The organism is Marinilactibacillus sp. XAAS-LB27 (assembly GCF_036039175.1).
Taxonomy (GTDB): domain Bacteria; phylum Bacillota; class Bacilli; order Lactobacillales; family Carnobacteriaceae_A; genus Marinilactibacillus.
Genome location: NZ_JAYXKP010000008.1, coordinates 34,629 through 58,189 on the forward strand (window position 1 = coordinate 34,629; position 23,561 = coordinate 58,189).

At 36.8% G+C, this 23,561-nt stretch carries 23 protein-coding genes; 22 read left to right on the forward strand and 1 reads right to left on the reverse strand.

Going from position 1 to position 23,561, the window contains the following annotated elements:
• Nucleotides 1-209 precede the first annotated feature (209 nt).
• The 11 genes from VXN63_RS10240 (at nucleotide 210) to VXN63_RS10290 (ending at nucleotide 12,113) form a co-directional block, all read left to right on the forward strand.
• Complete coding sequence (locus VXN63_RS10240) at nucleotides 210-1,643, forward strand: 6-phospho-beta-glucosidase (RefSeq protein ID WP_225744552.1); 1,434 nt, start codon at nucleotides 210-212, stop codon at nucleotides 1,641-1,643.
• A gap of 122 nt (nucleotides 1,644-1,765) precedes the next feature.
• Nucleotides 1,766-2,155, forward strand: coding sequence for a GFA family protein (locus VXN63_RS10245; protein ID WP_327757973.1), 390 nt, complete (start codon nucleotides 1,766-1,768; stop codon nucleotides 2,153-2,155).
• Nucleotides 2,156-2,168: 13 nt separating this feature from the next.
• A complete protein-coding gene (locus VXN63_RS10250) occupies nucleotides 2,169-3,617 on the forward strand; it encodes an amidase family protein (protein WP_327757975.1) in 1,449 nt (482 codons plus the stop codon).
• Nucleotides 3,618-3,637: 20 nt separating this feature from the next.
• Nucleotides 3,638-3,997, forward strand: a complete 360-nt coding sequence (locus tag VXN63_RS10255) for a DUF2200 domain-containing protein (protein ID WP_327757977.1) — start codon at nucleotides 3,638-3,640, stop codon at nucleotides 3,995-3,997.
• Between the two features lie 641 nt (nucleotides 3,998-4,638).
• Entirely contained in the window at nucleotides 4,639-6,420 is a 1,782-nt protein-coding gene (spxB, locus tag VXN63_RS10260; RefSeq protein WP_327757978.1) for a pyruvate oxidase, read from the forward strand.
• 231 nt (nucleotides 6,421-6,651) lie between these two features.
• Nucleotides 6,652-7,065: an RrF2 family transcriptional regulator gene (locus VXN63_RS10265; protein ID WP_327757979.1), complete on the forward strand. Its 414-nt coding sequence runs from the start codon at nucleotides 6,652-6,654 to the stop codon at nucleotides 7,063-7,065.
• A 70-nt stretch (nucleotides 7,066-7,135) separates the two neighbouring features.
• Nucleotides 7,136-8,041, forward strand: a complete 906-nt coding sequence (locus tag VXN63_RS10270) for an NAD(P)/FAD-dependent oxidoreductase (RefSeq protein WP_327757980.1) — start codon at nucleotides 7,136-7,138, stop codon at nucleotides 8,039-8,041.
• A 12-nt stretch (nucleotides 8,042-8,053) separates the two neighbouring features.
• Complete coding sequence (locus VXN63_RS10275) at nucleotides 8,054-8,653, forward strand: class I SAM-dependent DNA methyltransferase (RefSeq protein WP_327757981.1); 600 nt, start codon at nucleotides 8,054-8,056, stop codon at nucleotides 8,651-8,653.
• 152 nt (nucleotides 8,654-8,805) lie between these two features.
• Nucleotides 8,806-9,402 (forward strand): TraX family protein, encoded by a 597-nt coding sequence (locus VXN63_RS10280; RefSeq protein ID WP_327757982.1) that lies wholly within the window; start codon nucleotides 8,806-8,808, stop codon nucleotides 9,400-9,402.
• Between the two features lie 16 nt (nucleotides 9,403-9,418).
• Nucleotides 9,419-10,309, forward strand: coding sequence for a ribokinase (gene rbsK, locus VXN63_RS10285; RefSeq protein ID WP_327757983.1), 891 nt, complete (start codon nucleotides 9,419-9,421; stop codon nucleotides 10,307-10,309).
• Between the two features lie 181 nt (nucleotides 10,310-10,490).
• Complete coding sequence (locus VXN63_RS10290; protein ID WP_327757984.1) at nucleotides 10,491-12,113, forward strand: Mur ligase family protein; 1,623 nt, start codon at nucleotides 10,491-10,493, stop codon at nucleotides 12,111-12,113.
• A 49-nt stretch (nucleotides 12,114-12,162) separates the two neighbouring features.
• Here the strand turns inward: VXN63_RS10290 and VXN63_RS10295 are convergent, their stop codons facing one another.
• Nucleotides 12,163-12,375 carry a glycine zipper family protein gene (locus tag VXN63_RS10295; RefSeq protein ID WP_327757985.1) on the reverse strand — a complete coding sequence of 71 codons (213 nt, stop codon included), beginning with the start codon at nucleotides 12,373-12,375 and terminating at the stop codon, nucleotides 12,163-12,165.
• Nucleotides 12,376-12,537: 162 nt separating this feature from the next.
• Here VXN63_RS10295 and VXN63_RS10300 point away from each other — a divergent pair, with 162 nt between their 5' ends.
• From VXN63_RS10300 to VXN63_RS10350, 11 genes are all read left to right on the forward strand, one after another.
• Nucleotides 12,538-13,308: a MurR/RpiR family transcriptional regulator gene (locus tag VXN63_RS10300; protein WP_327757986.1), complete on the forward strand. Its 771-nt coding sequence runs from the start codon at nucleotides 12,538-12,540 to the stop codon at nucleotides 13,306-13,308.
• Between the two features lie 120 nt (nucleotides 13,309-13,428).
• On the forward strand, nucleotides 13,429-15,000 hold the full coding sequence (gene malX, locus VXN63_RS10305) for a maltose/glucose-specific PTS transporter subunit IIBC (protein WP_327757987.1): 1,572 nt from the start codon (nucleotides 13,429-13,431) through the stop codon (nucleotides 14,998-15,000).
• Nucleotides 15,001-15,013: 13 nt separating this feature from the next.
• Complete coding sequence (locus tag VXN63_RS10310; RefSeq protein ID WP_327757989.1) at nucleotides 15,014-16,174, forward strand: MalY/PatB family protein; 1,161 nt, start codon at nucleotides 15,014-15,016, stop codon at nucleotides 16,172-16,174.
• Between the two features lie 142 nt (nucleotides 16,175-16,316).
• Entirely contained in the window at nucleotides 16,317-16,805 is a 489-nt protein-coding gene (locus tag VXN63_RS10315) for a nucleoside 2-deoxyribosyltransferase (protein WP_327757990.1), read from the forward strand.
• Between the two features lie 10 nt (nucleotides 16,806-16,815).
• Complete coding sequence (locus tag VXN63_RS10320) at nucleotides 16,816-17,154, forward strand: hypothetical protein (RefSeq protein WP_327757992.1); 339 nt, start codon at nucleotides 16,816-16,818, stop codon at nucleotides 17,152-17,154.
• A 126-nt stretch (nucleotides 17,155-17,280) separates the two neighbouring features.
• A complete protein-coding gene (gene clpP, locus VXN63_RS10325; RefSeq protein WP_327757994.1) occupies nucleotides 17,281-17,877 on the forward strand; it encodes an ATP-dependent Clp endopeptidase proteolytic subunit ClpP in 597 nt (198 codons plus the stop codon).
• A 206-nt stretch (nucleotides 17,878-18,083) separates the two neighbouring features.
• Entirely contained in the window at nucleotides 18,084-18,635 is a 552-nt protein-coding gene (locus VXN63_RS10330; protein WP_327757995.1) for a DsbA family protein, read from the forward strand.
• Between the two features lie 269 nt (nucleotides 18,636-18,904).
• Nucleotides 18,905-19,942, forward strand: a complete 1,038-nt coding sequence (locus VXN63_RS10335) for a sugar-binding transcriptional regulator (RefSeq protein ID WP_327757996.1) — start codon at nucleotides 18,905-18,907, stop codon at nucleotides 19,940-19,942.
• 29 nt (nucleotides 19,943-19,971) lie between these two features.
• The gene (gene gap, locus VXN63_RS10340; RefSeq protein WP_327757998.1) at nucleotides 19,972-20,964 is read left to right on the forward strand and encodes a type I glyceraldehyde-3-phosphate dehydrogenase; all 993 of its coding nucleotides are present in this window, start codon (nucleotides 19,972-19,974) and stop codon (nucleotides 20,962-20,964) included.
• 97 nt (nucleotides 20,965-21,061) lie between these two features.
• Nucleotides 21,062-22,063, forward strand: a complete 1,002-nt coding sequence (gene gap, locus VXN63_RS10345; protein ID WP_327757999.1) for a type I glyceraldehyde-3-phosphate dehydrogenase — start codon at nucleotides 21,062-21,064, stop codon at nucleotides 22,061-22,063.
• 297 nt (nucleotides 22,064-22,360) lie between these two features.
• On the forward strand, nucleotides 22,361-23,548 hold the full coding sequence (locus VXN63_RS10350) for a phosphoglycerate kinase (RefSeq protein WP_327758000.1): 1,188 nt from the start codon (nucleotides 22,361-22,363) through the stop codon (nucleotides 23,546-23,548).
• Nucleotides 23,549-23,561 lie beyond the last annotated feature (13 nt).

Consider the following 23,561-nt stretch of genomic DNA (forward strand, 5'->3'; position numbering starts at 1 on the left):
GAAAATATGTCAAAAAGTCAATAATTAGATCATTTTTAGCGGATACCTAGAATTTATAAAATGATAAGCTGAATGCATTTTTAAAGCTAGCTTAAAAATACTTTACAAATTTTACAATAAAGCGCTTGTATGTAATGGATTACACTCTATACAATAAGAGTAGAACATGAGGAAACCGAATACAATAGACTCAAGGAGGAAAATCAATAATGGGATTTAGAGAAGACTTTTTATGGGGCGGCGCTACTGCAGCCAATCAACTTGAAGGTGGATACGATCAAGACGGACGTGGACTAGCAAACGTAGATGTTGTGCCTGTCGGAGAAGACCGTGGACCGATCATTACTGGACAAGTAAAGCATTTTGATTTTGATGATGAACATTTCTATCCAGCAAAAGGTGCAATTGATCATTACAATCGTTATAAAGAAGATATCGCATTGTTTGGAGAAATGGGCTTCAAAACTTATCGTCTTTCAATCGCATGGACTCGTATTTTCCCGAACGGTGACGAAACAGAGCCTAATGAAGCAGGGCTAAAATTCTATGAAGACTTATTTAAAGAGTGTCATAAATATGGAATCGAACCATTAGTTACCATTACTCACTTTGACTGTCCAATGCACTTGATCAAAGAGTATGGTGGATGGCGTAACCGTAAGATGGTTGGCTTCTACGAGAACCTTTGTCGTGCCATTTTCTCTCGTTATAAAGGTCTAGTAAAATACTGGTTAACATTCAATGAAATCAACATGATCTTACACGCACCATTCATGGGCGCTGGATTAGCGTTTGAAGAAGGCGAAAACCAGAAACAAGTGAAATATCAAGCAGCGCACCATGAGTTAGTGGCTAGTGCTTTAGCAACTAAAATTGCGCACGAAGTAGATCCTAATAACCAAGTCGGTTGTATGTTAGCAGCTGGTAAATACTATCCAAATACACCGAACCCAGAAGATGTATTTGCGGCGCAGCAAGAAGATCACGAAAACTATTTCTTTATTGATGTACAGTCTCGTGGACAATATCCTGCGTATGCGATCAAAGAACTTGAACGTGAAGGGATTGAAATTCCATTTGAAGAAGGCGACAAAGAACTGTTGATGGAAAACACAGTAGACTTTATTTCATTCTCATATTACTCTTCTCGTGTAGCTTCAGGTGACCCGAAAGTAAATGAAAAAACGGCCGGAAATATTTTTGCTTCAATCAAAAACCCATACTTGGAAGCAAGTGAATGGGGATGGCAAATCGATCCACTTGGACTACGTATTACAATGAACGATATTTATGATCGTTATCAAAAACCATTATTCATTGTAGAAAATGGATTAGGTGCTGTGGATGAGCCAGATGAAAATGGATACGTTGAAGATGATTACCGTATCTCTTACATGGCGGAACACATCAAAGCAATGAAAGATGCTGTCGAATTAGATGGTATTGATTTGATGGGTTACACTTCTTGGGGTTGTATTGACCTTGTAAGTGCTGGAACCGGTGAAATGAAAAAACGTTACGGCTTTATCTACGTTGATCGTGATAACGATGGTAATGGAACTTTAAAACGTACGAAGAAAAAATCATTTGACTGGTACAAAAAAGTCATTGCCTCTAATGGTGAAGACGTTAGTAACGGTTAATTCTTTATTAAATGAACGATCGAGCCTATCAACGATTCTTGAGTTGATAGGCTTTTTCTTATTGTATCAGTAATGGCTTTTAGATAAACTATCAGTAAAGAGATAGCTAAGGAGTGATTAAGATGAAACAGGTCAAAGGAACTTGTCTATGTGGGGAGACGATCATGACTGTTACAGAACTTGGGAATCACATAACCGCCTGTCACTGTAAAATGTGTAGAAAACAAAACGCTTCTGCGGCTTTTTTTACTGAAGAAGTAGCAGCAGAAAATCTAACATTCAACCAAGAAGACACAATCAGTGTGTATCCTTCTTCAGAGTGGGCAGAGAGGGGGTTCTGTAATCGATGCGGTACGTTTTTATTCTATCGTTACCGCAAAGAAAAACAGGCTCATTTGAATGTTGAACTCTTTGATGACTGGTTAAAAGAGGCGCATTTTAGAGAACAAATCTTTTATGGAAATAAACCGGACTATTATGAATTTGCAAACACGACAGAAAAACATTTTTAATGGAGGATACTAGATGACAGAGCTAATGAACTGGATCGAAGAAAAAACAATCAAACAATTACAGGCAGCATTAGAATCGGGAGAAATTACTTCTAGAAAACTTGTTCTGAACTATCTTAAACGTATTTCAAAACTTGATTCGTCAGGTCCAACATTGAATAGTATGTTGGAAGTGAACCCAGATGCATTGTATCTTGCAGATAAACTGGATGTAGAAAGACGAGAAGGTAAAACCAGAGGACCTTTACACGGGCTACCAGTAGTCATAAAGGATAACGTTGATACAAATGACAAAATGCATACCTCAGCAGGTTCTTTACTGTTGAAAGATCATATTGCAAAAGAAGATGCGTTTATCGTCAAGCAATTGCGAGCAGCAGGTGCCATCATAATAGGAAAAGCCAATATGACGGAGTGGGCAAATTTTATTGCAGAAGATATGCCAACGGGCTATAGTTCACGCGGGGGACAAACGTTGAATCCTTATGGAAAAGACTTTATGGTTGGAGGATCTAGTGCAGGTACAGGAGCCGCTATTGCATCCAACTTGGCAGTCGTAGGAATTGGGACAGAAACTTCAGGGTCCATTTTAAGCCCGGCAAGTCAGAATTCACTAGTTGGTGTCAAACCAACTGTTGGTTTGATTAGTCGTAGCGGTATTATTCCGATTTCTCACACTCAAGATACTGCTGGACCAATGACAAGAACAGTAGAAGATGCGGCAATCTTACTTTCAGTAATGAAAGGAATAGATGAAAAAGATTCAGTGACCTACACGAGTTCTTCAAAGGAGATAAACTATACAGATTATCTCAAAATAGACGGTCTAAAAGGTAAAAGAATCGGTGTTACCCGAAAACCTTATTTTGATTATGTAGAAAAAGAGAAGCAAGATCTGATTGATAAAGCAATAGAGATTTTAACCGCTCAAGGTGCAGAAGTAATTGAGCATATTGAAATGCCTTCAGTAGCAGAAGATTGGAATATCAATGTCATGCTATATGAATTTAAACCAGCACTTGAAGCATATTTGAAGACTGTGGATTCTAGTTTAGGAATGAGAACATTAGCAGATTTGATTAATGAGAATCGAAATCTAGGTAGCAAGGCTCTAAAGTATGGACAAGCTTTATTTCATCAATCTGCTGCAACAAGTGGACGATTAACAGAAACGGCGTATTTGGATAGTCTGATTTTTGATCAGGAGCACTCCAGAGAAAAAGGAATCGATGCAGTGCTTTCAAAGAACAACTTGGATGCAATCATTACACCTAATAACTCAGGTGCGATGATCCCTGCTAAGGCTGGGTATCCGTCCATTACAGTTCCAGCTGGATATACTGCAGAAGGAGAACCAGTTGGTTTGACCTTTACAGCAAATGCTTTTTCTGAACCTACACTGTTTGAATGTGCCTATGCTTATGAACAAGCAACGAATAACAGAAAGGTACCAAAAATCTAAATCTGAAGTGGGGAATCATCATGACTGAACATAAAATTTATTCGATGAGTTTTGGGAAAGTCTATCCACTGTATATACAAAAAGTAGAACGAAAAGGAAAAACCAAAGAAGAAGTTGATCAGATTATTTTTTGGTTAACGGGATATGACGATCAGGAACTAAAACAGATCATAGATGAAGAAAAAGACTTTAGAACATTCTTCAAAGATGCCCCTCAGCTAAACCCAAATAGAGAACTCATCAAAGGTGTCATCTGTGGTATTAGGGTAGAAGAAATCGAAGAACCGCTGATGCAAGAAATCAGATATATGGACAAGCTGATAGATGAATTGGCGAAAGGTAAGAAGATGGAAAAGATATTGCGTAATTCAGAATCTTAATTTAAAGCGCGGAATATTCGGATATCCATCCTACTATAAAATTGGATATATCAATATATTATGGGTCAATGAACACTTCTGAAAAAATTTAGATGCAACATTATTCGTCTAGAAACATTCAATTATCTAGGTGAAGATTTTTATAAAACGAAATGGGTATGAAGTGTTTGAGCTTCTAGTTTATCCGAACGTAGACGTACCAGGAATCTTTCAAAAAAACAATATTGTTTAATAGAAGTATCTAGTTAATATTTTAGGTTAGCTTAAATCGTTTTTATAATATATACCGCTAGTGAGAAAACATTTACGTCATGAATTATAAAACCGATTTTTTTAACTAAATAAGGTGTTGCTCCACTAGGGAATGTTGGTTTTTGGAGCAAATCAACCTTCTTTTAAGCATATCTCCAACAATATTTCCTAATGGTATACAACGTATCACTTTAAAAATAAACTCATGTTTATCTGTAAAAGTTAAATTGGTTATCGTTTTTAACAGAAAATATGTACAATAAGTGACGTTATTTTTTGATTAATTGCTGAATTATGTTTTTCATTAAAATACGAACTTTGATTTTTAATATAATCGTGCTAAAATGTCTAAGGATTTATTTGTGTATTTATTTTAGGAGGATTTTTAAATGACAAGTGGAAAAACTAAAGTCAGTACAGCTTCACTAAAAGTTTTAGAAGGATGGGGAATTGATACAATTTATGGAATTCCTTCAGGAACACTAGCTCCTTTAATGGAATCTTTAGGTGAACAAAAAGATACTGATATTAAATTTATTCAAGTAAAACATGAAGAAGTTGGCTCAATGGCAGCCGTAATGCAACGCAAATTCGGCGGAAACATCGCTGTATGTGTTGGATCTGGTGGTCCTGGTGCTTCTCACTTAATTAATGGTCTTTATGATGCAGCAATGGATAACACGCCTGTTTTAGCTATCTTAGGCTCTCGTCCTCAAAAAGAGTTGAATATGGATGCGTTCCAAGAATTGAACCAAAATCCAATGTTCGCAAGTATTGCAGTATACAACCGTCGTGCGGCTTATGCTGAACAAGTACCAAAAATGATTGACGATGCAATCCGTACTGCTATCTCTAAACGCGGTGTATCGGTAATCGAACTACCTGGTGATTTCGGTTACCACGAAATCGATAACGATGCATTCTACTCTTCAGGTCACAGCTACCGTGATTATGTATCCCCAGCACTTAACGAAGCGGATGTTGACGCTGCAGTTGAATTATTAAACAATGCTAAACGTCCTGCGATTTATGCGGGTGTTGGAACGATGGGACACGGTCCAGCTGTTCAAGAATTATCTCGTAAACTTAAAGCGCCAGTCATTACAACTGGTAAAAACTTTGAAACTTTTGAGTATGATTTTGAAGCGTTGACTGGTTCAACATACCGTGTAGGTTGGAAACCAGCTAACGAAACAGTTAAAGAAGCAGATACAATTTTATTCGTTGGATCAAACTTCCCGTTTGCTGAAATTGAAGGTACGTTCTCAAACACTGAAACCTTCATCCAAATTGATAACAACCCAACAATGCTTGGTAAACGTCACAATGCAGATGTTGCGATTCTTGGAGATGCAGGCGAAGCAGTTCACTCATTACTTGAAAAAGTAACAGCTGTTCCAGAATCAGCTTGGTGGAATGCTAACTTGAAAAATATTCAAAACTGGCGTGACTACATGACTAAGTTGGAAACAAAAGAAAGTGGCGCGTTACAACTTTATCAAGTATACAATGCAATCAACAAATACGCTGATGAAGATGCAATTTATTCAATCGATGTTGGGAACTCTACTCAAACATCTATCCGTCACTTACACATGACACCTAAAAATATGTGGAGAACTTCTCCATTATTTGCGACTATGGGAATCGGACTTCCTGGTGGTATTGGTGCTAAGAATGTATATCCTGATCGTCAAGTCTTTAACATCATGGGTGATGGTGCGTTTTCAATGAACTATCAAGATATTGTCACTAACGTACGTTACAACATGCCTGTTATCAACATCGTATTCACGAACACTGAATATGCATTTATCAAGAACAAATATGAAGATACAAATACAAATACTTTCGGTACTGATTTTACTGATGTAGACTACGCGAAAATTGGGGAAGCTCAAGGTGCAGTTGGTTTCACAGTAAGCCGTATTGAAGATATGGACCAAGTAATGGCTGATGCTGTTAAAGCTTATAAAGAAGGCAAAACAGTCGTTGTAGATTGTAAAATTACAAAAGACCGTCCAATTCCAGTTGAGACACTGAAATTAGACTCAACATTGTATAGTGAAGAAGTAATTAACGATTATAAAGCGAAATATGAAGCTGAAGAATTAGTACCATTCAGTGAATTCTTAAAAGCTGAAGGTCTTGAATCTAAAGTAGCTAAGTAATTTTTGACTTATAACGTATCGCTTAATATTAAAAGACTGAAATAGAAGTCTTTTGAAGATCCTAAATTACAGAGAATCCCTAAAAGAGTTGTACTTGTACAATCCTTTTAGGGGTTTTTCTTATTTTACTGGGGCTTTCGGATCATCCTCATATTTTTGTTGACTTTACTTCGAGATATCTTTACTATTCAATTAAAGATAAAATGAATCTATAATTAAAGGGTGACGGTTATGAAGTTCTCTAAAGCGACGAACTATGCGCTACATTCTATGGTCCACTTAGCTATGGATAATACGAATGAAGCGGTGGGGGTTGATACACTAGCACAGCGCCAGAAATTATCTCCAACATATTTATCAAAGATTTTAACAAAACTATCTAAAGCCGGTTTGATCGAATCGACTCCTGGAGTGAAAGGTGGTTATCGTTTAGTAAGGTCACCTGAGAACTGTTCATTTTTGGACGTAATTCAAGCTACAGAAGGATATGAATCTTTACTTAATTGCACAATGTCACATGACGGAAAATGGAGTCAAACGTGTTTAATTGAGCGTACAATGTCAGAAGTAGAAGATAAAATGAAAGAAGAATTAGCGAGCAAAACAATCGCAGGAATTCTTTCACAAATGCCTGAAAAAAATTAGTAAATCACTAATTTTTACTTTAATTATAGATATTAAAGGTCTTTAATAGATTTGATAGGGAGAGGTTAATATGTTAGATGTTGTAGTAATTGGTGGAGGTCCAGCAGGAATGAGTGCAGCACTAGTTGCTGGAAGAGGTAGGAAGCAAGTTTTACTAATTGATGAAGAACAACCTAGAAATAGAGTGACTCAAGAATCCCATGCTTTTTTGACAAGAGACGGTGTGTCACCTGAACAGTTTAGAGAAAAAGGAAGAAGAGATTTGTCGAGATATCCAACAATCAAAGTAGAAAATACTAAAATTATATCCATTAATCCTAAACCTGATCATTCCTTTGAACTTACAAAATTATCTGGTGAAATTGTGATGACGCAATCAATCGTATTAGCAACAGGATTCAAAGAAACGTTACCAGTTGTTAACAATATTGAAGCTTATTATGGGAAAAGTCTTTTCTCTTGTCCATTTTGTGATGGCTGGGAAATGAAAGACCAATCACTGATTTTGATTATTGACTCAAAAGAAGGCGCTCATCTACCGATATTACTTAAAAACTGGACAGATGACTTAATCGTTGCAACGAACGGTGTAGACATTTTTGACCATCAGCAGAAAAAGGCATTAGAATTGAACCAGATTTTACTGATTGAAAAAGAAGTTGCAGAGCTTAGAGGCGACAATGGTCTATTACAAAGTGTTGTCTTTGAAGACGGAGAAGAAATCAATAGAACGGGCGGATTTTGTACACCAACAATGGATAGAAACTTCCCTTTTATTAAACAGTTAGGTATCGAAGTCAGCGAGACAGGATTTGTAGTAACAGATACTATGGGACACACCAATATAAAAGGAGTCTATGCCGCAGGAGAAATCACTGGACCTTCTCAGTTGATTGTATCCGCTAGTCAAGGGCACATGGCTGGAATAGGCATCATAGCAGATTCAAGCGCAGCCTCTTACAAAAAAACAAAATAAAAGGAGAACCTAATGGGACATATTGAAGCATTCGATAAAATGGCAGCCACTTATGATACACCTGATAGAAAAATAGTGGCTAAACACTCTGCAGAAGCAATTCATCGACTATTGAATCAAAAAACATCTAAAACAGCAATTGATTTTGGCTGCGGAACAGGATTACTAAGCCTAGAGTTATCAAAAGATTTTGAATCGATATTAATGATTGATTCATCAGCTGAAATGATTAACGTAGTAGAAAAGAAGATCAAAGATCCGTCATTTAGTCATTTAACTACAAAATACTTGAATATCGAAACAAACCATGTACTTCCCCAAAAAGTAGATACAATTTTTATGTCCTTAGTCTTACACCATATCGCTGATCGAGAAAGCCTATTAGTGAAACTATCTGACGCAATTTATTCAGGTGGACAATTGATGATTATTGAGATGGAAAGAAGCGAAGGTTCAAGTCGCCATCATCAAACATGTTCTCAAACAGAACTCGTAGAAAAACTTCCCGATTACAAGTTCAAAAATATTTATACGGAAACTTTTTATCAAACTGTTAACGAAAACGGAGGAAACTCTATTTCTCTTTATATTATTAGTGCTGAGAAAGTGTAACTTCTGACTGATTTCTAATAGAGTCAAATACTTAAAAGGATGATAGCATCAAATCATCCTTTTAAGCTTTTTTGTGCGCGATGAAAAACCGTTTCAACAATTAAACTGGTATAATGTGGACTAGAAGAATATACATAGGAGGGACTTAAACGATGCAGAAAACTTTTGATTATAAACTGAATATGATCAAGTGGATTGGGATCATCACAATGACAATAGACCACGCTGGCGCTTTTCTTTTCCCTCAATATTTATGGTTAAGATTAATTGGACGAATCGCTTTTCCTTGTTTTTTATATAGCACAGTAGAAGGAACCTTGCGAACCAGAGATTATAAAAAGTACATCACAAGATTATTACTGCTAGGGGTTATCTCTATGCCGATTACGCCTAATACCATTAATGTTGTATTTTTATTAGCCGTCTTCTCACTTTCCATAAAGTATCAACGGTATTTTTTAGTGTTTTTATTACTAAGCGTACCAACTGAGTACAGTGTGTATGGATTTTTGTTTGGCTGGAGTATTTACTGGATAAAAGAACATAATGTAGTGCAAGGCATAGTGGCTGCTGGAATTGTCCAGTTTATTATAGGGATTTCTTTACAAGCTTATTCTGTACTGTCTATTCCACTATTTTTATCAGAAAAGGCCATCAAGTTGCCTAGATTACCCAAATATTTTTTCTATTGGTATTACCCATTACATCAAGTTACCCTTATCCTCTTATCCATGTGGATGATTTACTAGAAAGGAATAAAATGATATGTCAAAATTATTAGTAGTCGGCAGTATATCAACGGACTTTGTCGTAGAAACAAAAAGAGAGCCCAAAGTAGGTGAAACGATTTTTGGGGAAACTTTTCAAACCAATTTTGGAGGTAAAGGCGCTAATCAGGCAGTTGCAGCTGCTAAACTAGGAGCTGAAGTAGAAATGTTTGGATCTGTTGGTTCAGATGAGTTTGGAAAAAGACTTTTGAACAACCTGAAATGTAATGGTATCGGAGTCGACCACGTGCAAATCGTTAAGGAATCTCCATCAGGGTCGGCAGTTATAACCGTAATGAATGGAAATAACACGATTATTTATGTAGCAGGAGCAAATGATGCCTATACGGTTGAATGTCTATTTCAAAATCAACAACAACTAGATATGCTGAAACAAAGGGATATGGTCATAGTCCAAAATGAATTACCACAAGCTACGATTGAAAAATTGATTAATCAAAGCTATCAAAATCGTATCCCTGTATTGTACAACCCAGCTCCGGCTAGAAAGCTACCAGAGAATTTGATGGAATTCATTACTTTCCTGACACCAAATGAAACAGAATTTCAAGAAATGTTTCCTGGACAGTCAATAAGCGAGATGATTAAGAAATATCCCAATAAGCTGATCGTTACGCTGGGACAAAACGGAGCACAATTTCATGATGGAAATAAAATCATAACAGTGCCTGCGGTCGAAATAGAACATGTAGTGGATACTACTGGAGCCGGAGATACGTTTAATGGAGCCTTTGCAGTAGCGTATATGGAGGGTCGGACAGTAGAAGAGTGTGTACGATTTGCAAATAAAGCCGCCGCGATTTCAATACAGAAGCCAGGGGCACAAAACGGCATGCCTACTAAAGAAGAGATTAAAAAACTTTTGTAACATATTGAATTATAGGGACTAAATAAAAAATTATAACAAGGTTTATTTTCTGACATCCGTGAGCAAATGATATGACATAAAATAGAAAAGATAGTAAACTTGAAGTTACGTAAAGACATAAAATGAACGAACACCTTACTATTAGACACTGTATGCATTCATTGGAGGAGTCAAGATCAACATGAACATGAACCTAACTGACCTATTGACCTCGGTAGAGATCGACTCTAGCCGTCCAGCTCAGCTTGAAACAGAAAAAAACGATATTCACATTGAGAAAATAGCTTATCATTCAAAAGAAGTAAAGCCACAGACACTATTTGTCTGTATAAAAGGGCACCAAGCAGATGGTCATCAGTATGCAAGAGATGCCGTAAAAAAAGGCGCAAAAGTCGTAATTGTCGAACAGTTTCTTGAAGACTTAGATGTACTACAGATTAAAGTTAAAGATAGCCGTGAAGCATTAGCGATTATATCCAGCAATTTTTTTGGGAATCCATCTAAATCTTTAAGTATATTTGGGATTACAGCGACCAATGGTAAAACAACGATTACTTATATGACAGAAGAAATCTTTAAAGCACAACAGCTGAAATCGGGTCTGATCGGAACAATTTTAGTGAAAATGGATAAAGAGATTGAAATGAGTCGGCTAACAACGCCTGAATCCTATGATTTGCAGCAGCATTTTGCAAAGATGAGAGACCGTCAAATTTCCCATGTATCTATGGAAGTTTCATCTTCAGCGCTTGAACTGAAGCGAGTTTATAATACTGAGTTTGATGTAGTGGCATTTATGAACATCAGCCCCGAACATATTCGACTGCATGAATCTTTTGATGCGTATTTTAATGCGAAAGCTGCCTTAATCAGAGAGGCTTCTGAGCAAAGCACAGCTATTTTAAATATTGATGAACCCTTACTGGTCCCTTTAGAAAAACAAACGAAAGCACAAGTGGTAACATTTGGAGTTGAAAATCAATCGGGTACAATCACAGTTTCAGATCTCAGCTTTGTCTCTGGAAAGCCTAAATTCAAAGTGAATATTATGAAATCTTTTACTTCTTTAACGGGGAAAGAAATTGATAAGATGAGTTTCGATTTGGAGATGTCGGTTCAAGGATACCATTCTATTTTTAATGCACTGACGGCGGTCGTTACAGGACTAGTCAACGATATACCCGTTGATGTGATTCAAATAGGTATCAAAAATTTCACGGGCGTCGAAAGACGTTTTCAAATGCTTTATGACGAGGAATTTAAAGTCATAGATGATTTGTTATTAAACCAAAATAATATTGATTCATGTATGGAAACCATTAGTCATCTAGACTACAACAACTTGCATCTTGTGCATGCAATCCGAGGAAGCAATGGCCCAGAACATAGTACAGAAATTGCGACTTCTTTGGTAGAATGGTTTAATAAAATGAAAGTCAGCAAAATCATTCTGACGACGGCACCTTCGCATGTAGAAAAAAAAGATAAAGTATCAGAAGAGGAATTGGATGCCTTCTTAAAAGTAATGAAACAAAATAACATTGATATTACATTTTATGAAGAATTGGACGAAACGTTACGCTTCGGTGTTGAACAAGTGAAACCAGATGACATTTTATTAATTTCTGGGGCACATTCAATGGATCAAGGCGCAAGAAAAACGCTTGAACTACTAAAAGAAATACATCCCAATGTAGACCGCGAAGCAATTAATCAAGTCCTCGATCGTAAATTGATCGGCATGGATCCTGAGGATGTTACTAAGAAACTTCTACAATATAGTTCTGAACGAGAAAATAGCTAGATACACAAAATAAGCCTAATCTACGTAAATTGTAGATTAGGCTTATTTTTTACTTATCTTCTTTTTCTTTTTTTGAATAACTGAATGCGCCAAAGGCTGAACCAAACGTTATGCCAAGCGCGATTCCAATGGCCAAGTTGTCCGTTAGTATACCAAGTGCAGTACCAATTGCTAAACCAATACCGAGATACGAGCCAGCCTCGGTAGCGTTCTTCTTGTTAGTATCTTCATCTTTATCTGGTTTTTGGTCATTAACGCTCACTACATCTAACCTCCTTCAACTCTTGTTTTAAGAACAGTCACGATTATAATAATTGAAGTATAGAATAAGAATAGATGAAAGTAAATTGAAAGAGTAAAGAGAATTTTTCTGAGACAAATATGGTATCATTCATTTTATAATAAATAGAAGAGAGAGGCATATATGGACGCATTGATTAGCAAATTACAAAAACGGAAATCAACTTTGAGTAATTTAGAAAACCAAGTACTTGAATATATTCTTGCAAATCCAAAAGAAGTCTCTGAAAGTACTATTGAGCAATTAGCAGAGACGCTGTTCATTTCTACAGCTACAATCTCTAGAACAGCTAAACACTTAGGGTTTAAAGGGTTTCAAGAATTGAAATACGCTATATTGAATTATTATGATGTCGAGCGGGGAGAACAGAATACTACTAAGCTAGCAAAGGAAGCTACTGTATTTGGAGGTAATATATCAAAGCAAATTGAAAAGTCATTTGAATCTTTAAGCGAAAGTCAGGTAGACGAAATTGTTTCAATTCTGCTCCAGACCAATACGATTGAGGTAGTTGGCGTAGGAGGAAGCTTACCAGCTTGTATAGATGTATCAAAAAAATTAATGGCTTTGGGTAAAAAAGCGACAGCTCGAACAGACTGGGATGAACTTAGAGCAATATCCAAATCTTTGAACAAAAATGATTTAGCAATATTAGTTAGTTTAAGTGGAGAGACAATTCACATTATTGAGTACGCAACAAACTATATGGAAAGAGGTGTTCCAATCATTGCTGTAGTAGGTGTCTCAGACAGCACTCTAGAAAAAATTGCCACATATACTTTAAAAGCTTTTGTGGAGCCAGTGTACTTTCAAGATGTAGATCTAAGTTCTAGAGCTGCCTTGAACAGTATATTAGATTTCATATTAATTAGAATGGCTGAAGAAAAAAAGTGAAACTTGTAAAGCTATACAAAAAGCTGTAAGGAAATACAGAATAATGTAAGCGGTAGCAATTACGGTGTTATCCCCTTATACTTCAAGAGTAGGCACAATAAGAAGTAAAGGAAGGGATAAATGATGGATAACAAGAAAAAAGTGAGCTTCTGGGAATTTTTTCAAGGATTAGGAAAGACTTTTATGTTGCCGGTAGCTCTACTAGCATTTATGGGATTGTTGTTAGGGATTGGGAGTTCTTTTTCAACAGAGTCGACTATTGAAGCTTTGCCATTTTTAGGAAATCCTATTTTACAGATATTATTCAGATTTATGTCGACTATTGGTTCGTTTGCTTTTAGTTATTTACCAGTTATGTTTGCTATGGCCATTCCGTTAGGCTTAGTTAGAAAAGAAAAAGGAATTGCTGCTTTTTCTGGCTTTGTCGGCTATACAATTATGAATTTAGCAATTAATTTCTATTTAACAGAGAATAATGCCTTAGCTGATCCAGAAGCGCTTAGAGAAGCCGGTCAGGGAATGGTATTTGGTATTCAAACGATTGAAATGGGCGTCTTAGGAGGCATTATTGCGGGATTAATCGTTTATCAACTCCACAAGCGGTTCTATAAAGTGCAATTGCCAGATAGCTTCTCTTTCTTCTCAGGGGTAAGATTTGTTCCAATCGTTACGTCTCTAGTCCTAGCCATTGTGGGATTGATTATACCAATTATTTGGCCAATCTTTGCAGTGGTTATAACAGGTATAGGTACGTTGATACAGAGTGCCGGGATTTTTGGACCTTTTTTATTTGGAGCAGGAGAGCGACTTTTACTTCCTTTTGGACTGCATCATATTCTTGTAGCGATGGTTAGATTCACAGAAGCAGGAGGATCAGCGATCATTGATGGGAATCAAGTATTTGGTGCTTTAAATATTTTTTATGCTGAATTGCAACAAGGACTACCAATATCTGGGGATGCTACAGCTTTCTTATCTCAAGGTAAAATGCCTACTTTCATTTTTGGTTTACCTGCAGCAGCACTAGCTATGTATCATGTAGCGACTCCTGAAAATAGGCATAAAATAAAAGGCTTATTAATATCAGGAGTAGTTGCAACAGCTGTTACAGGAATTACGGAGCCTGTTGAATTTCTTTTTCTATTTGTCAGTCCGCTCCTATGGATCTTTCACGTGATTATGACAGGTTTAGGGTTTATGGTAATGCCATTAGTTGGAGTTGTTATCGGGAATACAGATGGTGGATTGTTAGATTTCTTGATTTTTGGAATTATGCAAGGTAGCTACACAAGATGGTGGATGGTCATTGTTATTGGAGCTATGTGGTTTACAATTTATTACTTTGTATTTAAAACAGTTATTCTAAAATTTAACTTGAAAACACCAGGAAGAGAAAAGTTAACAACAGATACTGACTACACTGAGGAAGAAGTCAGTTATTCAAAAAAAGGGCATTACGATATAAACGGTATGATTAATGCGCTCGGGGGTTCTGAAAATATTGAAGTGGTTGACAATTGTATCACTCGATTAAGATTAGTTTTAAAAAATGGAAAAATCGTTAATGACGATAGACTGAAGGAGTTAGGTGCATTAGGGGTCATTCACTTAGGAGAAAATAATGTACAGGTCATTATAGGAACTAAAGTAACCAGTGTTAGAAATGAATTGGATACATTACTGTATGGATAGGTTGTGAGAAGAAATGGATTTCAACCAAGTTATTGATCGCAGAGGAACACATTGTACTCAATGGGACTATGTCGAAGATCGATTCGGAGAGAAAGATTTATTACCATTTACGATTTCAGATACAGATTTCGCTTTGCCACACCAAGTTATTCATGCACTTTCTGAAAGGCTGAATCATGGTGTTTTTGGTTACACACGCTGGAATCATGACGATTTCAAAGAAGCTGTAGAAAATTGGTATATAAATCGATTTGGATTCAAGATAAATAAAGAATGGATACAATATAGTCCGTCTGTCATATATAGTGTTTCAGCTTTAATCAAAATGCATTCAAAAAAAGGAGAAGGTGTAATTGTCCAAACACCTGCTTATGATGCATTTTTTAAAACAATAAAAGGAAATGAGCGGAAGCTTGTTGAAAATCAATTACTGTATAAAGAAGGAGAATATCAAATTGATTTTGATGATCTTGAGGAAAAACTATCGAATAAAAGCAATAAGATTTTACTTTTTTGTTCACCACATAATCCTACGGGACGTGTCTGGAGTGAAAAGGAGCTAACAACTTTAATTCATCTTTGTAGAAAGAATGATGTTTTTATTATATCTGATGAGATTCACATGGATGTCGTTAGAAAGGGATTAAAGCACAATCCACTTTTGAAATTTGGTGAAGATCAAGTGGCTATAGTTACATCAGGTTCTAAAACCTTTAATTTTCCAGGGCTCATTTTTTCTTATACACTCATTCCGAACGAGTATGATCGCGAAATGTTTTTAGACCAACTAAAAGATCAAGATGGTTTATCTTCGGCGAGTATACTAGGTTTGGAAGCTACAATAACAGCATACAATGAGTGTGGAAGTTGGGTGGAAGAATTAAATAATTATATTGATCAAAATAGTTATTACGTTAAAAGAAGACTAGAATTAGCTTTTCCTGCGATAAAAATTATTGAATCAGAGTCTACTTATCTGATGTGGTTAGATATGACAGCTTATCCCGAACAGATGAACGAGATACAAAACAGATTAAGGAGTATTGGTAAAGTAGCGATTATGGACGGTGGAATATATGGAGGGAACGGGAAACATTTTTTAAGATTAAATATAGGTTGCCCAAGTTCAAAGTTGGAAAAAGGCTTAGAACGATTGGTCACTAGTTTAAGCTAAATCATTTAGGAAAGAGTCTAACTATCCAAACTTTAGGGTAGTTAGACTTTTTCGTATAAAATTATAGCGATTGTATCTATTGAAATACAAGTATGCGTGTTAAGATAAATAAAAGTATTGCATATACCGAAGGAGAATACATATGAAGAAAATCTACTTAGGCGGCCCCCTTTTTAGTGAAATGGAAGCTAAATACAACAAACAATTAGCAACTGAAATGAGAAAGGCATTTAATATCGAGGTATATAATCCTGTTGAAAATGAAGCCATTAATGATAAGTCAGGTTACGCAGATAGCATCATGATCGCAGAAGGTGATAATGCACATCTTGAGGCTTCAGACATCTTAGTAGCTTTACTAGATGGCCCGGTCATTGATCCAGGCCTCGCAGCAGAAATTGGCTACTTCTATTCAATGAACAAACCGATTATTGGATTGTACACGGACTCTAGACAAGGAAGTTTCGGTAATCAACAAAAACTAGATGCAGTCGACGAAGTTGCAGAGTCTCAATTTTCTTATGTAAATCTGTATATCGTTGGACTCATCAAGAAACGTGGTAAAATCGTACAGTCGAAAAAAGATCTATTAGACGTTTTAAAAATAAATTTAAACGAGTTAGATGCTTAGAAAGGAAGATATGTTCAATAAATCAAATGATTTCATCTACAAAAAATGTCTTTTTCCGCTATTTGCTGCATTGATTGGTTCTATCTGGATATATGTAGTAGATACAAATGACCATTTTCTTAATATAAGCATAGTAATCATTGCGATAGTCCTGTTTGTTTATGCGTTATTTAATATCAAAAAAGTGGTCAATGATCAGATGTTTAAGAAATTGATTCTCTATATTTTGATTTTCACTTTAGTATTTCAAGTATCGATTCATGCGATCTCAGTTGTTTTTCAAGGTATCGTTGCGCTCGTAATGGCTGTTATTTTACTCATAGGGTTTTGGGAAATAGTGACTTCTTAAAATAAGTTAAAAGATCAAACTTACTATTTGACCTTTCTTGACCTTTGGAGTACAATATCAATAGTTTCACGAAATTAAGTAAACATGATAAAATAAGTTTGACAGAATTAGAGGAGGACAATAAAAATGAATTTAGTACCAACAGTTATTGAGCAATCACCACGTGGTGAACGTGCTTATGATATTTACTCTCGTTTATTGAAAGACCGTATTATTATGCTTGGCGGACCAATTGATGATCAAGTTGCCAACTCAGTCATTGCCCAATTATTATTCTTGGACGCACAAGACCCTGAGAAAGATATCTATCTATATATCAACTCTCCAGGTGGTAGTGTTACAGCAGGACTAGCAATTTACGATACAATGAACTTCATCAAATCTGACGTTCAGACTATCGCAATCGGATTAGCTGCTTCAATGGGGAGCTTCTTACTTGCAGCAGGTCAAAAAGGGAAACGTTTTGCACTTCCAAATGCAGAAATTATGATTCACCAACCACTAGGTGGCGCTCAAGGACAAGCAACTGAAATTGAAATTGCTGCTAAACACATCTTAAGAACACGTTCAAGATTAAATGATATTTTAGTTGAACGTACTGGACAACCTCTAGAAGTGATTGAGCGAGACACAGATCGCGATAACTTCATGATGGCTGAAGATGCTAAAAATTATGGTTTGGTTGACCAAATCATGGATAGCGCTGCTGACTTAAACAAATAATTTTAAAATTTTAATAGAAACGAGGACATCCAAAACAGGATGTCCTTTTTTGTACATAGGAAACTAAAAAAAGGAAATCTAGTTATTCTGGTCTTACTTCTGATATACAAAGTAAGATTCAATAAACTGGTATAATACAACCGTTTGGCTGGTTATCTAAGACATCTAGCGTTATACTGTACGGGTAAGAATGAAGAAAAGGAGAGATGTTATTGGATACTTCAACGATCAAGGCATCAGAAGTGACGACTGAAGGCGGTATACACATTGGGGATAAGAATGCTCCAATCAAAATCGTAGAATTTATGAATTTAAGATGTCCGTTTTGTAAGCAATGGTGGGAAGAGTCTGCTCCTGTACTCGATAAATATGTATCAGAAGGAAAAGTAGAACGAATTGTTAAACTCTTTGACAAGGAAAAACCAAGCTTGAAAAGAGGAAATGTTATTCATCATCACTTAGATTATACAGCTGGGGAAAAAGTAAAAGAAGATATTTCCTACTTCCTATCACGCCAAGACGAATGGGGTAATCTTGAAGAGAATGATATCGTGGACTATGCTAACCTCAGAAGAGGTTTAAACAAGCAGACAAGTGAAAAAGAAGCTGAGCAGGTGATTGCTGAAGCTAAAAGAGCTAATGTAACACTAGTTCCTTCTGTCTTTATTGAAGACTACATTTTCGATGAGCATATTACAAATGAAGAGCTAATAGAAATCATTGAAACAAAATTAAATCGTGGAAACATTGACCAGTAAGTTTTCGTAAATAGTGGACAAAAAACGTCCCTCTAATTTGATATTATGGGTTGAAAATTGCCCCGCATCTTGTTAAACTAAATATGCAATCAGATAAGAAGTGTTCACAAGATCGCGAGCAGTTGAAATCTTTTGTCAACTATGAAAAAAGATTTCGATATTATGCAGTTTAAACGCTGGCACTTTTTCGCTGCGAACCTTTGCGCTTTCGGTCGAGATGATATTCTCAGTTGAATACGCGTAAAAGTAGTCGAGAGAGAGGGTCTAGGATGCTGTCAGTTATTGAAAAAGTTGCACCCGATATGTTTCAAACGCTGAAGAGAAGATATCATATCTTAAAGCAAATCCAAAAATCCAGTCCAATCGGAAGAAGATCTCTTGCAGGAAGACTAGGATTTACTGAACGTGTTTTGAGAAGCGAAGTTGATATATTACGGAACCAAGGATTGATAGACATATCTTCTGCGGGAATGGAATGTACGTCTACAGGATTAGAAGTTTTTCGTCAGCTTGAACGTATGATGGGGCATCATGTCAGATCAAAAGACCAGGAAACAATATTGGCGAACAGATTGAGAATCAGCCATTGTGTGATTGTACCTGGAAACTCAGACGAAGACCCCGCGATATTAGAAGATATTGGTTTAGCTGCGGTTAAAGCACTGGACTTTCTTCTTCCAGAAGGAAAAAACGTTGTTGCAGTAATGGGTGGAACGACAATGGTCGAAGTTGCCCACGCAATGGACGAAAAGTTTGGTGAGAAAAGGCAGTTGCTGTTTGTACCTGCACGCGGTGGGCTCGGAGAATCAGTTGATATCCAAGCTAACGTGATCGCAGAAACAATGGCTCGAAAATCCGGTGGAAAAAGTAGAGCGTTATATGCTCCTGAACATGTCCGTTCTGATACGTATTCATTACTATCAGAGGAGCCAGAAATTAAAGAAACACTTCAATTAGTTGAAAATGCTTCCTTAGTCTTGTACAGTATAGGTAGTGCTTTCGAAATGGCAGAAAGACGAGGCATGAATAGAGAGACGCTTCAATTACTGAAAAATCAGAACGCTGTAGCAGAAGCATTTGGAGAATTCGTTAACCCTGAAGGAGAGATTGTTTACAAACTCTCTCGTATTGGCTTGCAATCAAGTCAAATGGGACGTATTCCACATGTGGTCGCAGTAGCTGGTGGCAGAAATAAAGCCAAGGCAATTGAGTCTTACGTAAAAACTGTCCCTCCTCACACATGGTTAGTGACGGATGAGGCAGCCGCAAACGAGATTTTAAATGGGGGCAACCCTTTAAAAAATTAGAAATAAAAATTCCAAGGAGGAAATCATTAATGGCAAAGAAAGTAGCAATTAACGGATTCGGACGTATTGGACGCTTAGCACTTCGTCGTATTTTAGAGGCAGATACAGGACTAGAAGTTGTGGCAATTAACGACTTAACGGATAATAATGATCTAGCTTATTTATTGAAGTATGACACTGCACAAGGCAGATTCCCGCATGAAGTAGAAGCGAAGGAAGATGCAATAACTGTCGCAGGAAAAGAGATTAAAGCTTACGCTGAAAAAGATGCTAGCCAATTGCCATGGGGTGACCTCGGTATTGATATCGTCTTGGAATGTACAGGATTTTACACTTCACCAGAAAAATCTCAAGCACATATTGATGCTGGAGCTAAGCGCGTGTTGATTTCAGCACCAGCTAAAGGTGATCTTAAGACAATCGTATTCGGTGTTAATCACGAATCAATAGAATCAGATGATAAAATCGTCTCAGCAGCTTCATGTACGACTAACTGCTTGGCACCGATGGTTAATGTATTGAATAAAGAATTTGGACTTGACCACGGATTAATGAGTACAGTACATGCATATACTTCAACGCAAACACTGCAAGATTCACCAGGCGGACGTAAAAGTCGTGCTGGAGCTCAAAATGCCATTCCTGCTTCAACAGGTGCTGCTAAAGCAGTAGGTAAAGTTATACCTGAAGTTGATGGGAAAGTAGACGGAACTGCTGTAAGAATTCCAGTTGTAACGGGATCTATGGTTGAGTTATACTCTGTTTTGGATAAAGAAGTATCAGTTGAACAGGTTAATGCAGCAATGAAAGATTATGCTTCAGATGCTTATCTATATAATGAAGACGAGATTGTTTCCTCTGACATTATTGGTATCCCTGCTGGTTCTGTATTCGATGCTACTCAAACTAAAATCATCGAAGGTAATTCAGGACAACTGGTTAAAACTGTCGCTTGGTACGACAATGAATATGGTTTCACTGGTAACATGGTGAGAACATTAGATTACATGGCTAACTTATAATAAGTCGGTCTATCATAACGTGTTTAAGACTTAATTGATTGGTTTCGATTAAGATTTAAAATAAAAAATTTTGATTTTCACAGGAGGAAATCGTATTATGTCAGTAAAAGTAGCTATTAACGGATTTGGACGTATTGGACGTTTAGCATTCCGTCGTATTAACGAAGTAGAAGGTTTGGAAGTTGTTGCAGTAAACGACTTAACAGATCCTAACATGTTGGTTCACTTGCTTAAATATGATACAACTCAAGGACGTTTCAACGGAGAAGTAACTGTTGGAGACAACAGCTTCACTGCAAATGGTCGTGAAGTTAAAGTATTAAGCGAACGTAATCCAGAAGATCTTCCATGGGGAGACCTTGGAGTAGATATCGTTCTTGAATGTACTGGATTCTTCACTACTCAAGAAAAAGCAGAATTACACCTTAAAGCTGGAGCGAAACGTGTTGTTGTTTCTGCACCTGCAACTGGTGACATCAAAACTGTTGTTTTCAACACTAACCACGAAGTTTTAGATGGTTCTGAAACTGTAATTTCTGGTGCTTCATGTACGACTAACTGCTTGGCTCCGATGGCTAAAGTATTAAACGACAAGTTTGGAATCGAAACTGGTTTAATGACTACTATCCACGCTTACACTGGAGATCAAATGACTCTTGATGGACCACACCCTAAAGGTGACTTCCGTCGTGCTCGTGCAGCTGCAGCAAACATCGTACCAAACTCTACTGGTGCTGCTAAAGCAATCGGTGAAGTATTACCTGAACTTAAAGGTGTATTAGATGGATCAGCTCAACGTGTACCTGTAGCAGCTGGATCATTAACTGAATTACAAGTTCTTCTTTCTAAAGAAGTTACTGCTGAAGAAGTTAACGCAGCAATGGCAGAAGCAGCTAACGAGTCTTACGGTTACACTGAAGACCCAATCGTTTCTTCTGATATCTTAGGAATGACTTTTGGTTCATTATTCGATGCAACTCAAACCAAAGTAATTTCTGCAAACGGAAAACAAATGGTTAAAACTGTTGCTTGGTATGATAACGAAATGTCATACACTGCACAATTAGTTCGTACTCTTGAATACTTCGCTTCTCTATAATAAGAAGTTAAAATTCAAATAGTAAACTGATTTTTAATCAAACAGAACAAGAATGAATAAGCGGGGGAGCTCTCACTCTATGCGGTAGACTATGTAAGAAACGGGTTAACGATTACAATCGTTTTAGCACGGATTCTTTTCAGATCTCTATCAGCTAGAGTATCGCGCTTCCCCGTTTTTTATTTTGTAAAAAGATTGGTTCATATTTCTTTTATTGACGTAATTACGAAACTTTTAACTCTTATTTTAAATATTAATGAACGACAAAATCTTGTATTAAAGGAAGGTAGAGTAACGATGCCTAAGAAAACTGTAAAAGATTTAGATCTTAAAGGAAAAAAAGTATTGGTTCGTGCTGACTTTAACGTACCAATGAAAGACGGTAAAATCTCTAACGATAACCGTATCCAAGCAGCACTTCCAACGATTCAATACGTACTTGAACAAGGCGGAAAAGCAATTGTATTTTCTCACCTTGGACGTGTTAAAACGGAAGAAGACAAAGCTGGTTTATCTTTAGCACCTGTTGCTGAGCGTTTAGGCGAATTGTTGAAAAAAGATGTAACATTCGTAGCTCAAACTCGTGGAGAAGAACTAGAAACTGCTGTAAACAATTTATCTGACGGCGACGTTTTGATGTTTGAAAACACTCGTTTTGAAGACGTTGACGGCAAAAAAGAAAGTAAAAATGATCCTGAATTAGGTAAATACTGGGCAAGTCTTGGCGATGTATTCGTAAACGATGCATTCGGTACAGCTCACCGTGCACACGCATCTAACGTAGGAATCGCTTCTAACGTTGAATCGGCAGCTGGTTTCTTAGTAGAAAAAGAAATCAACTTTATTGGTGGAGCTGTTGATGAACCGAAACGTCCTTTCGTAGCGATTTTAGGTGGAGCAAAAGTTTCAGATAAAATCGGCGTAATCGAAAACTTACTGTCTAAAGCAGATAAAGTATTAATCGGTGGCGGAATGACTTACACTTTCTACGAAGCATTAGGAAAAGGTATCGGAAGCTCACTTCTTGAAGCAGACAAAGTATCACTTGCTAAAGAATTGATTGAAAAAGCTGGCGACAAATTAGTTCTTCCAGTGGATTCTGTAGTTGCTTCTGAATTTTCAAATGATGTACCTACTGAAATAGTTGAAGGAGACGTTCCTGAAGGTAAAATGGGGCTTGATGTTGGACCTAAGACTGTTGAATTATTCGCTAAAGAATTAGAAGGCGCTAAAACAGTTGTATGGAACGGACCAATGGGCGTTTTCGAAATGTCTAACTTTGCAAAAGGAACAAGCGATATCTGTGAAGTGTTAGCTAAATTAGAAGATGCTACGACCATTATTGGTGGTGGAGATTCTGCAACTGCTGCACAACAACTTGGATTCGAAGACGACTTCAGCCACATCTCTACTGGTGGTGGAGCAAGTCTAGAATATCTTGAAGGTAAAGAATTGCCAGGAATCGCTGCAATCTCAGATAAATAAATCTATTTAAAAA

Excerpts from the sequence above, each read along its gene's own strand:
- VXN63_RS10240 (WP_225744552.1), top strand. The coding sequence starts at position 210 with ATGGGATTTAGAGAAGACTTTTTATGGGGCGGCGCTACTGCAGCCAAT.
- VXN63_RS10245 (WP_327757973.1), top strand. The coding sequence starts at position 1,766 with ATGAAACAGGTCAAAGGAACTTGTCTATGTGGGGAGACGATCATGACT.
- VXN63_RS10250 (WP_327757975.1), top strand. The coding sequence starts at position 2,169 with ATGACAGAGCTAATGAACTGGATCGAAGAAAAAACAATCAAACAATTA.
- VXN63_RS10255 (WP_327757977.1), top strand. The coding sequence starts at position 3,638 with ATGACTGAACATAAAATTTATTCGATGAGTTTTGGGAAAGTCTATCCA.
- spxB (WP_327757978.1), top strand. The coding sequence starts at position 4,639 with ATGACAAGTGGAAAAACTAAAGTCAGTACAGCTTCACTAAAAGTTTTA.
- VXN63_RS10265 (WP_327757979.1), top strand. The coding sequence starts at position 6,652 with ATGAAGTTCTCTAAAGCGACGAACTATGCGCTACATTCTATGGTCCAC.
- VXN63_RS10270 (WP_327757980.1), top strand. The coding sequence starts at position 7,136 with ATGTTAGATGTTGTAGTAATTGGTGGAGGTCCAGCAGGAATGAGTGCA.
- VXN63_RS10275 (WP_327757981.1), top strand. The coding sequence starts at position 8,054 with ATGGGACATATTGAAGCATTCGATAAAATGGCAGCCACTTATGATACA.
- VXN63_RS10280 (WP_327757982.1), top strand. The coding sequence starts at position 8,806 with ATGCAGAAAACTTTTGATTATAAACTGAATATGATCAAGTGGATTGGG.
- rbsK (WP_327757983.1), top strand. The coding sequence starts at position 9,419 with ATGTCAAAATTATTAGTAGTCGGCAGTATATCAACGGACTTTGTCGTA.
- VXN63_RS10290 (WP_327757984.1), top strand. The coding sequence starts at position 10,491 with ATGAACATGAACCTAACTGACCTATTGACCTCGGTAGAGATCGACTCT.
- VXN63_RS10300 (WP_327757986.1), top strand. The coding sequence starts at position 12,538 with ATGGACGCATTGATTAGCAAATTACAAAAACGGAAATCAACTTTGAGT.
- malX (WP_327757987.1), top strand. The coding sequence starts at position 13,429 with ATGATGGATAACAAGAAAAAAGTGAGCTTCTGGGAATTTTTTCAAGGA.
- VXN63_RS10310 (WP_327757989.1), top strand. The coding sequence starts at position 15,014 with ATGGATTTCAACCAAGTTATTGATCGCAGAGGAACACATTGTACTCAA.
- VXN63_RS10315 (WP_327757990.1), top strand. The coding sequence starts at position 16,317 with ATGAAGAAAATCTACTTAGGCGGCCCCCTTTTTAGTGAAATGGAAGCT.
- VXN63_RS10320 (WP_327757992.1), top strand. The coding sequence starts at position 16,816 with ATGTTCAATAAATCAAATGATTTCATCTACAAAAAATGTCTTTTTCCG.
- clpP (WP_327757994.1), top strand. The coding sequence starts at position 17,281 with ATGAATTTAGTACCAACAGTTATTGAGCAATCACCACGTGGTGAACGT.
- VXN63_RS10330 (WP_327757995.1), top strand. The coding sequence starts at position 18,084 with ATGTTATTGGATACTTCAACGATCAAGGCATCAGAAGTGACGACTGAA.
- VXN63_RS10335 (WP_327757996.1), top strand. The coding sequence starts at position 18,905 with ATGCTGTCAGTTATTGAAAAAGTTGCACCCGATATGTTTCAAACGCTG.
- gap (WP_327757998.1), top strand. The coding sequence starts at position 19,972 with ATGGCAAAGAAAGTAGCAATTAACGGATTCGGACGTATTGGACGCTTA.
- gap (WP_327757999.1), top strand. The coding sequence starts at position 21,062 with ATGTCAGTAAAAGTAGCTATTAACGGATTTGGACGTATTGGACGTTTA.
- VXN63_RS10350 (WP_327758000.1), top strand. The coding sequence starts at position 22,361 with ATGCCTAAGAAAACTGTAAAAGATTTAGATCTTAAAGGAAAAAAAGTA.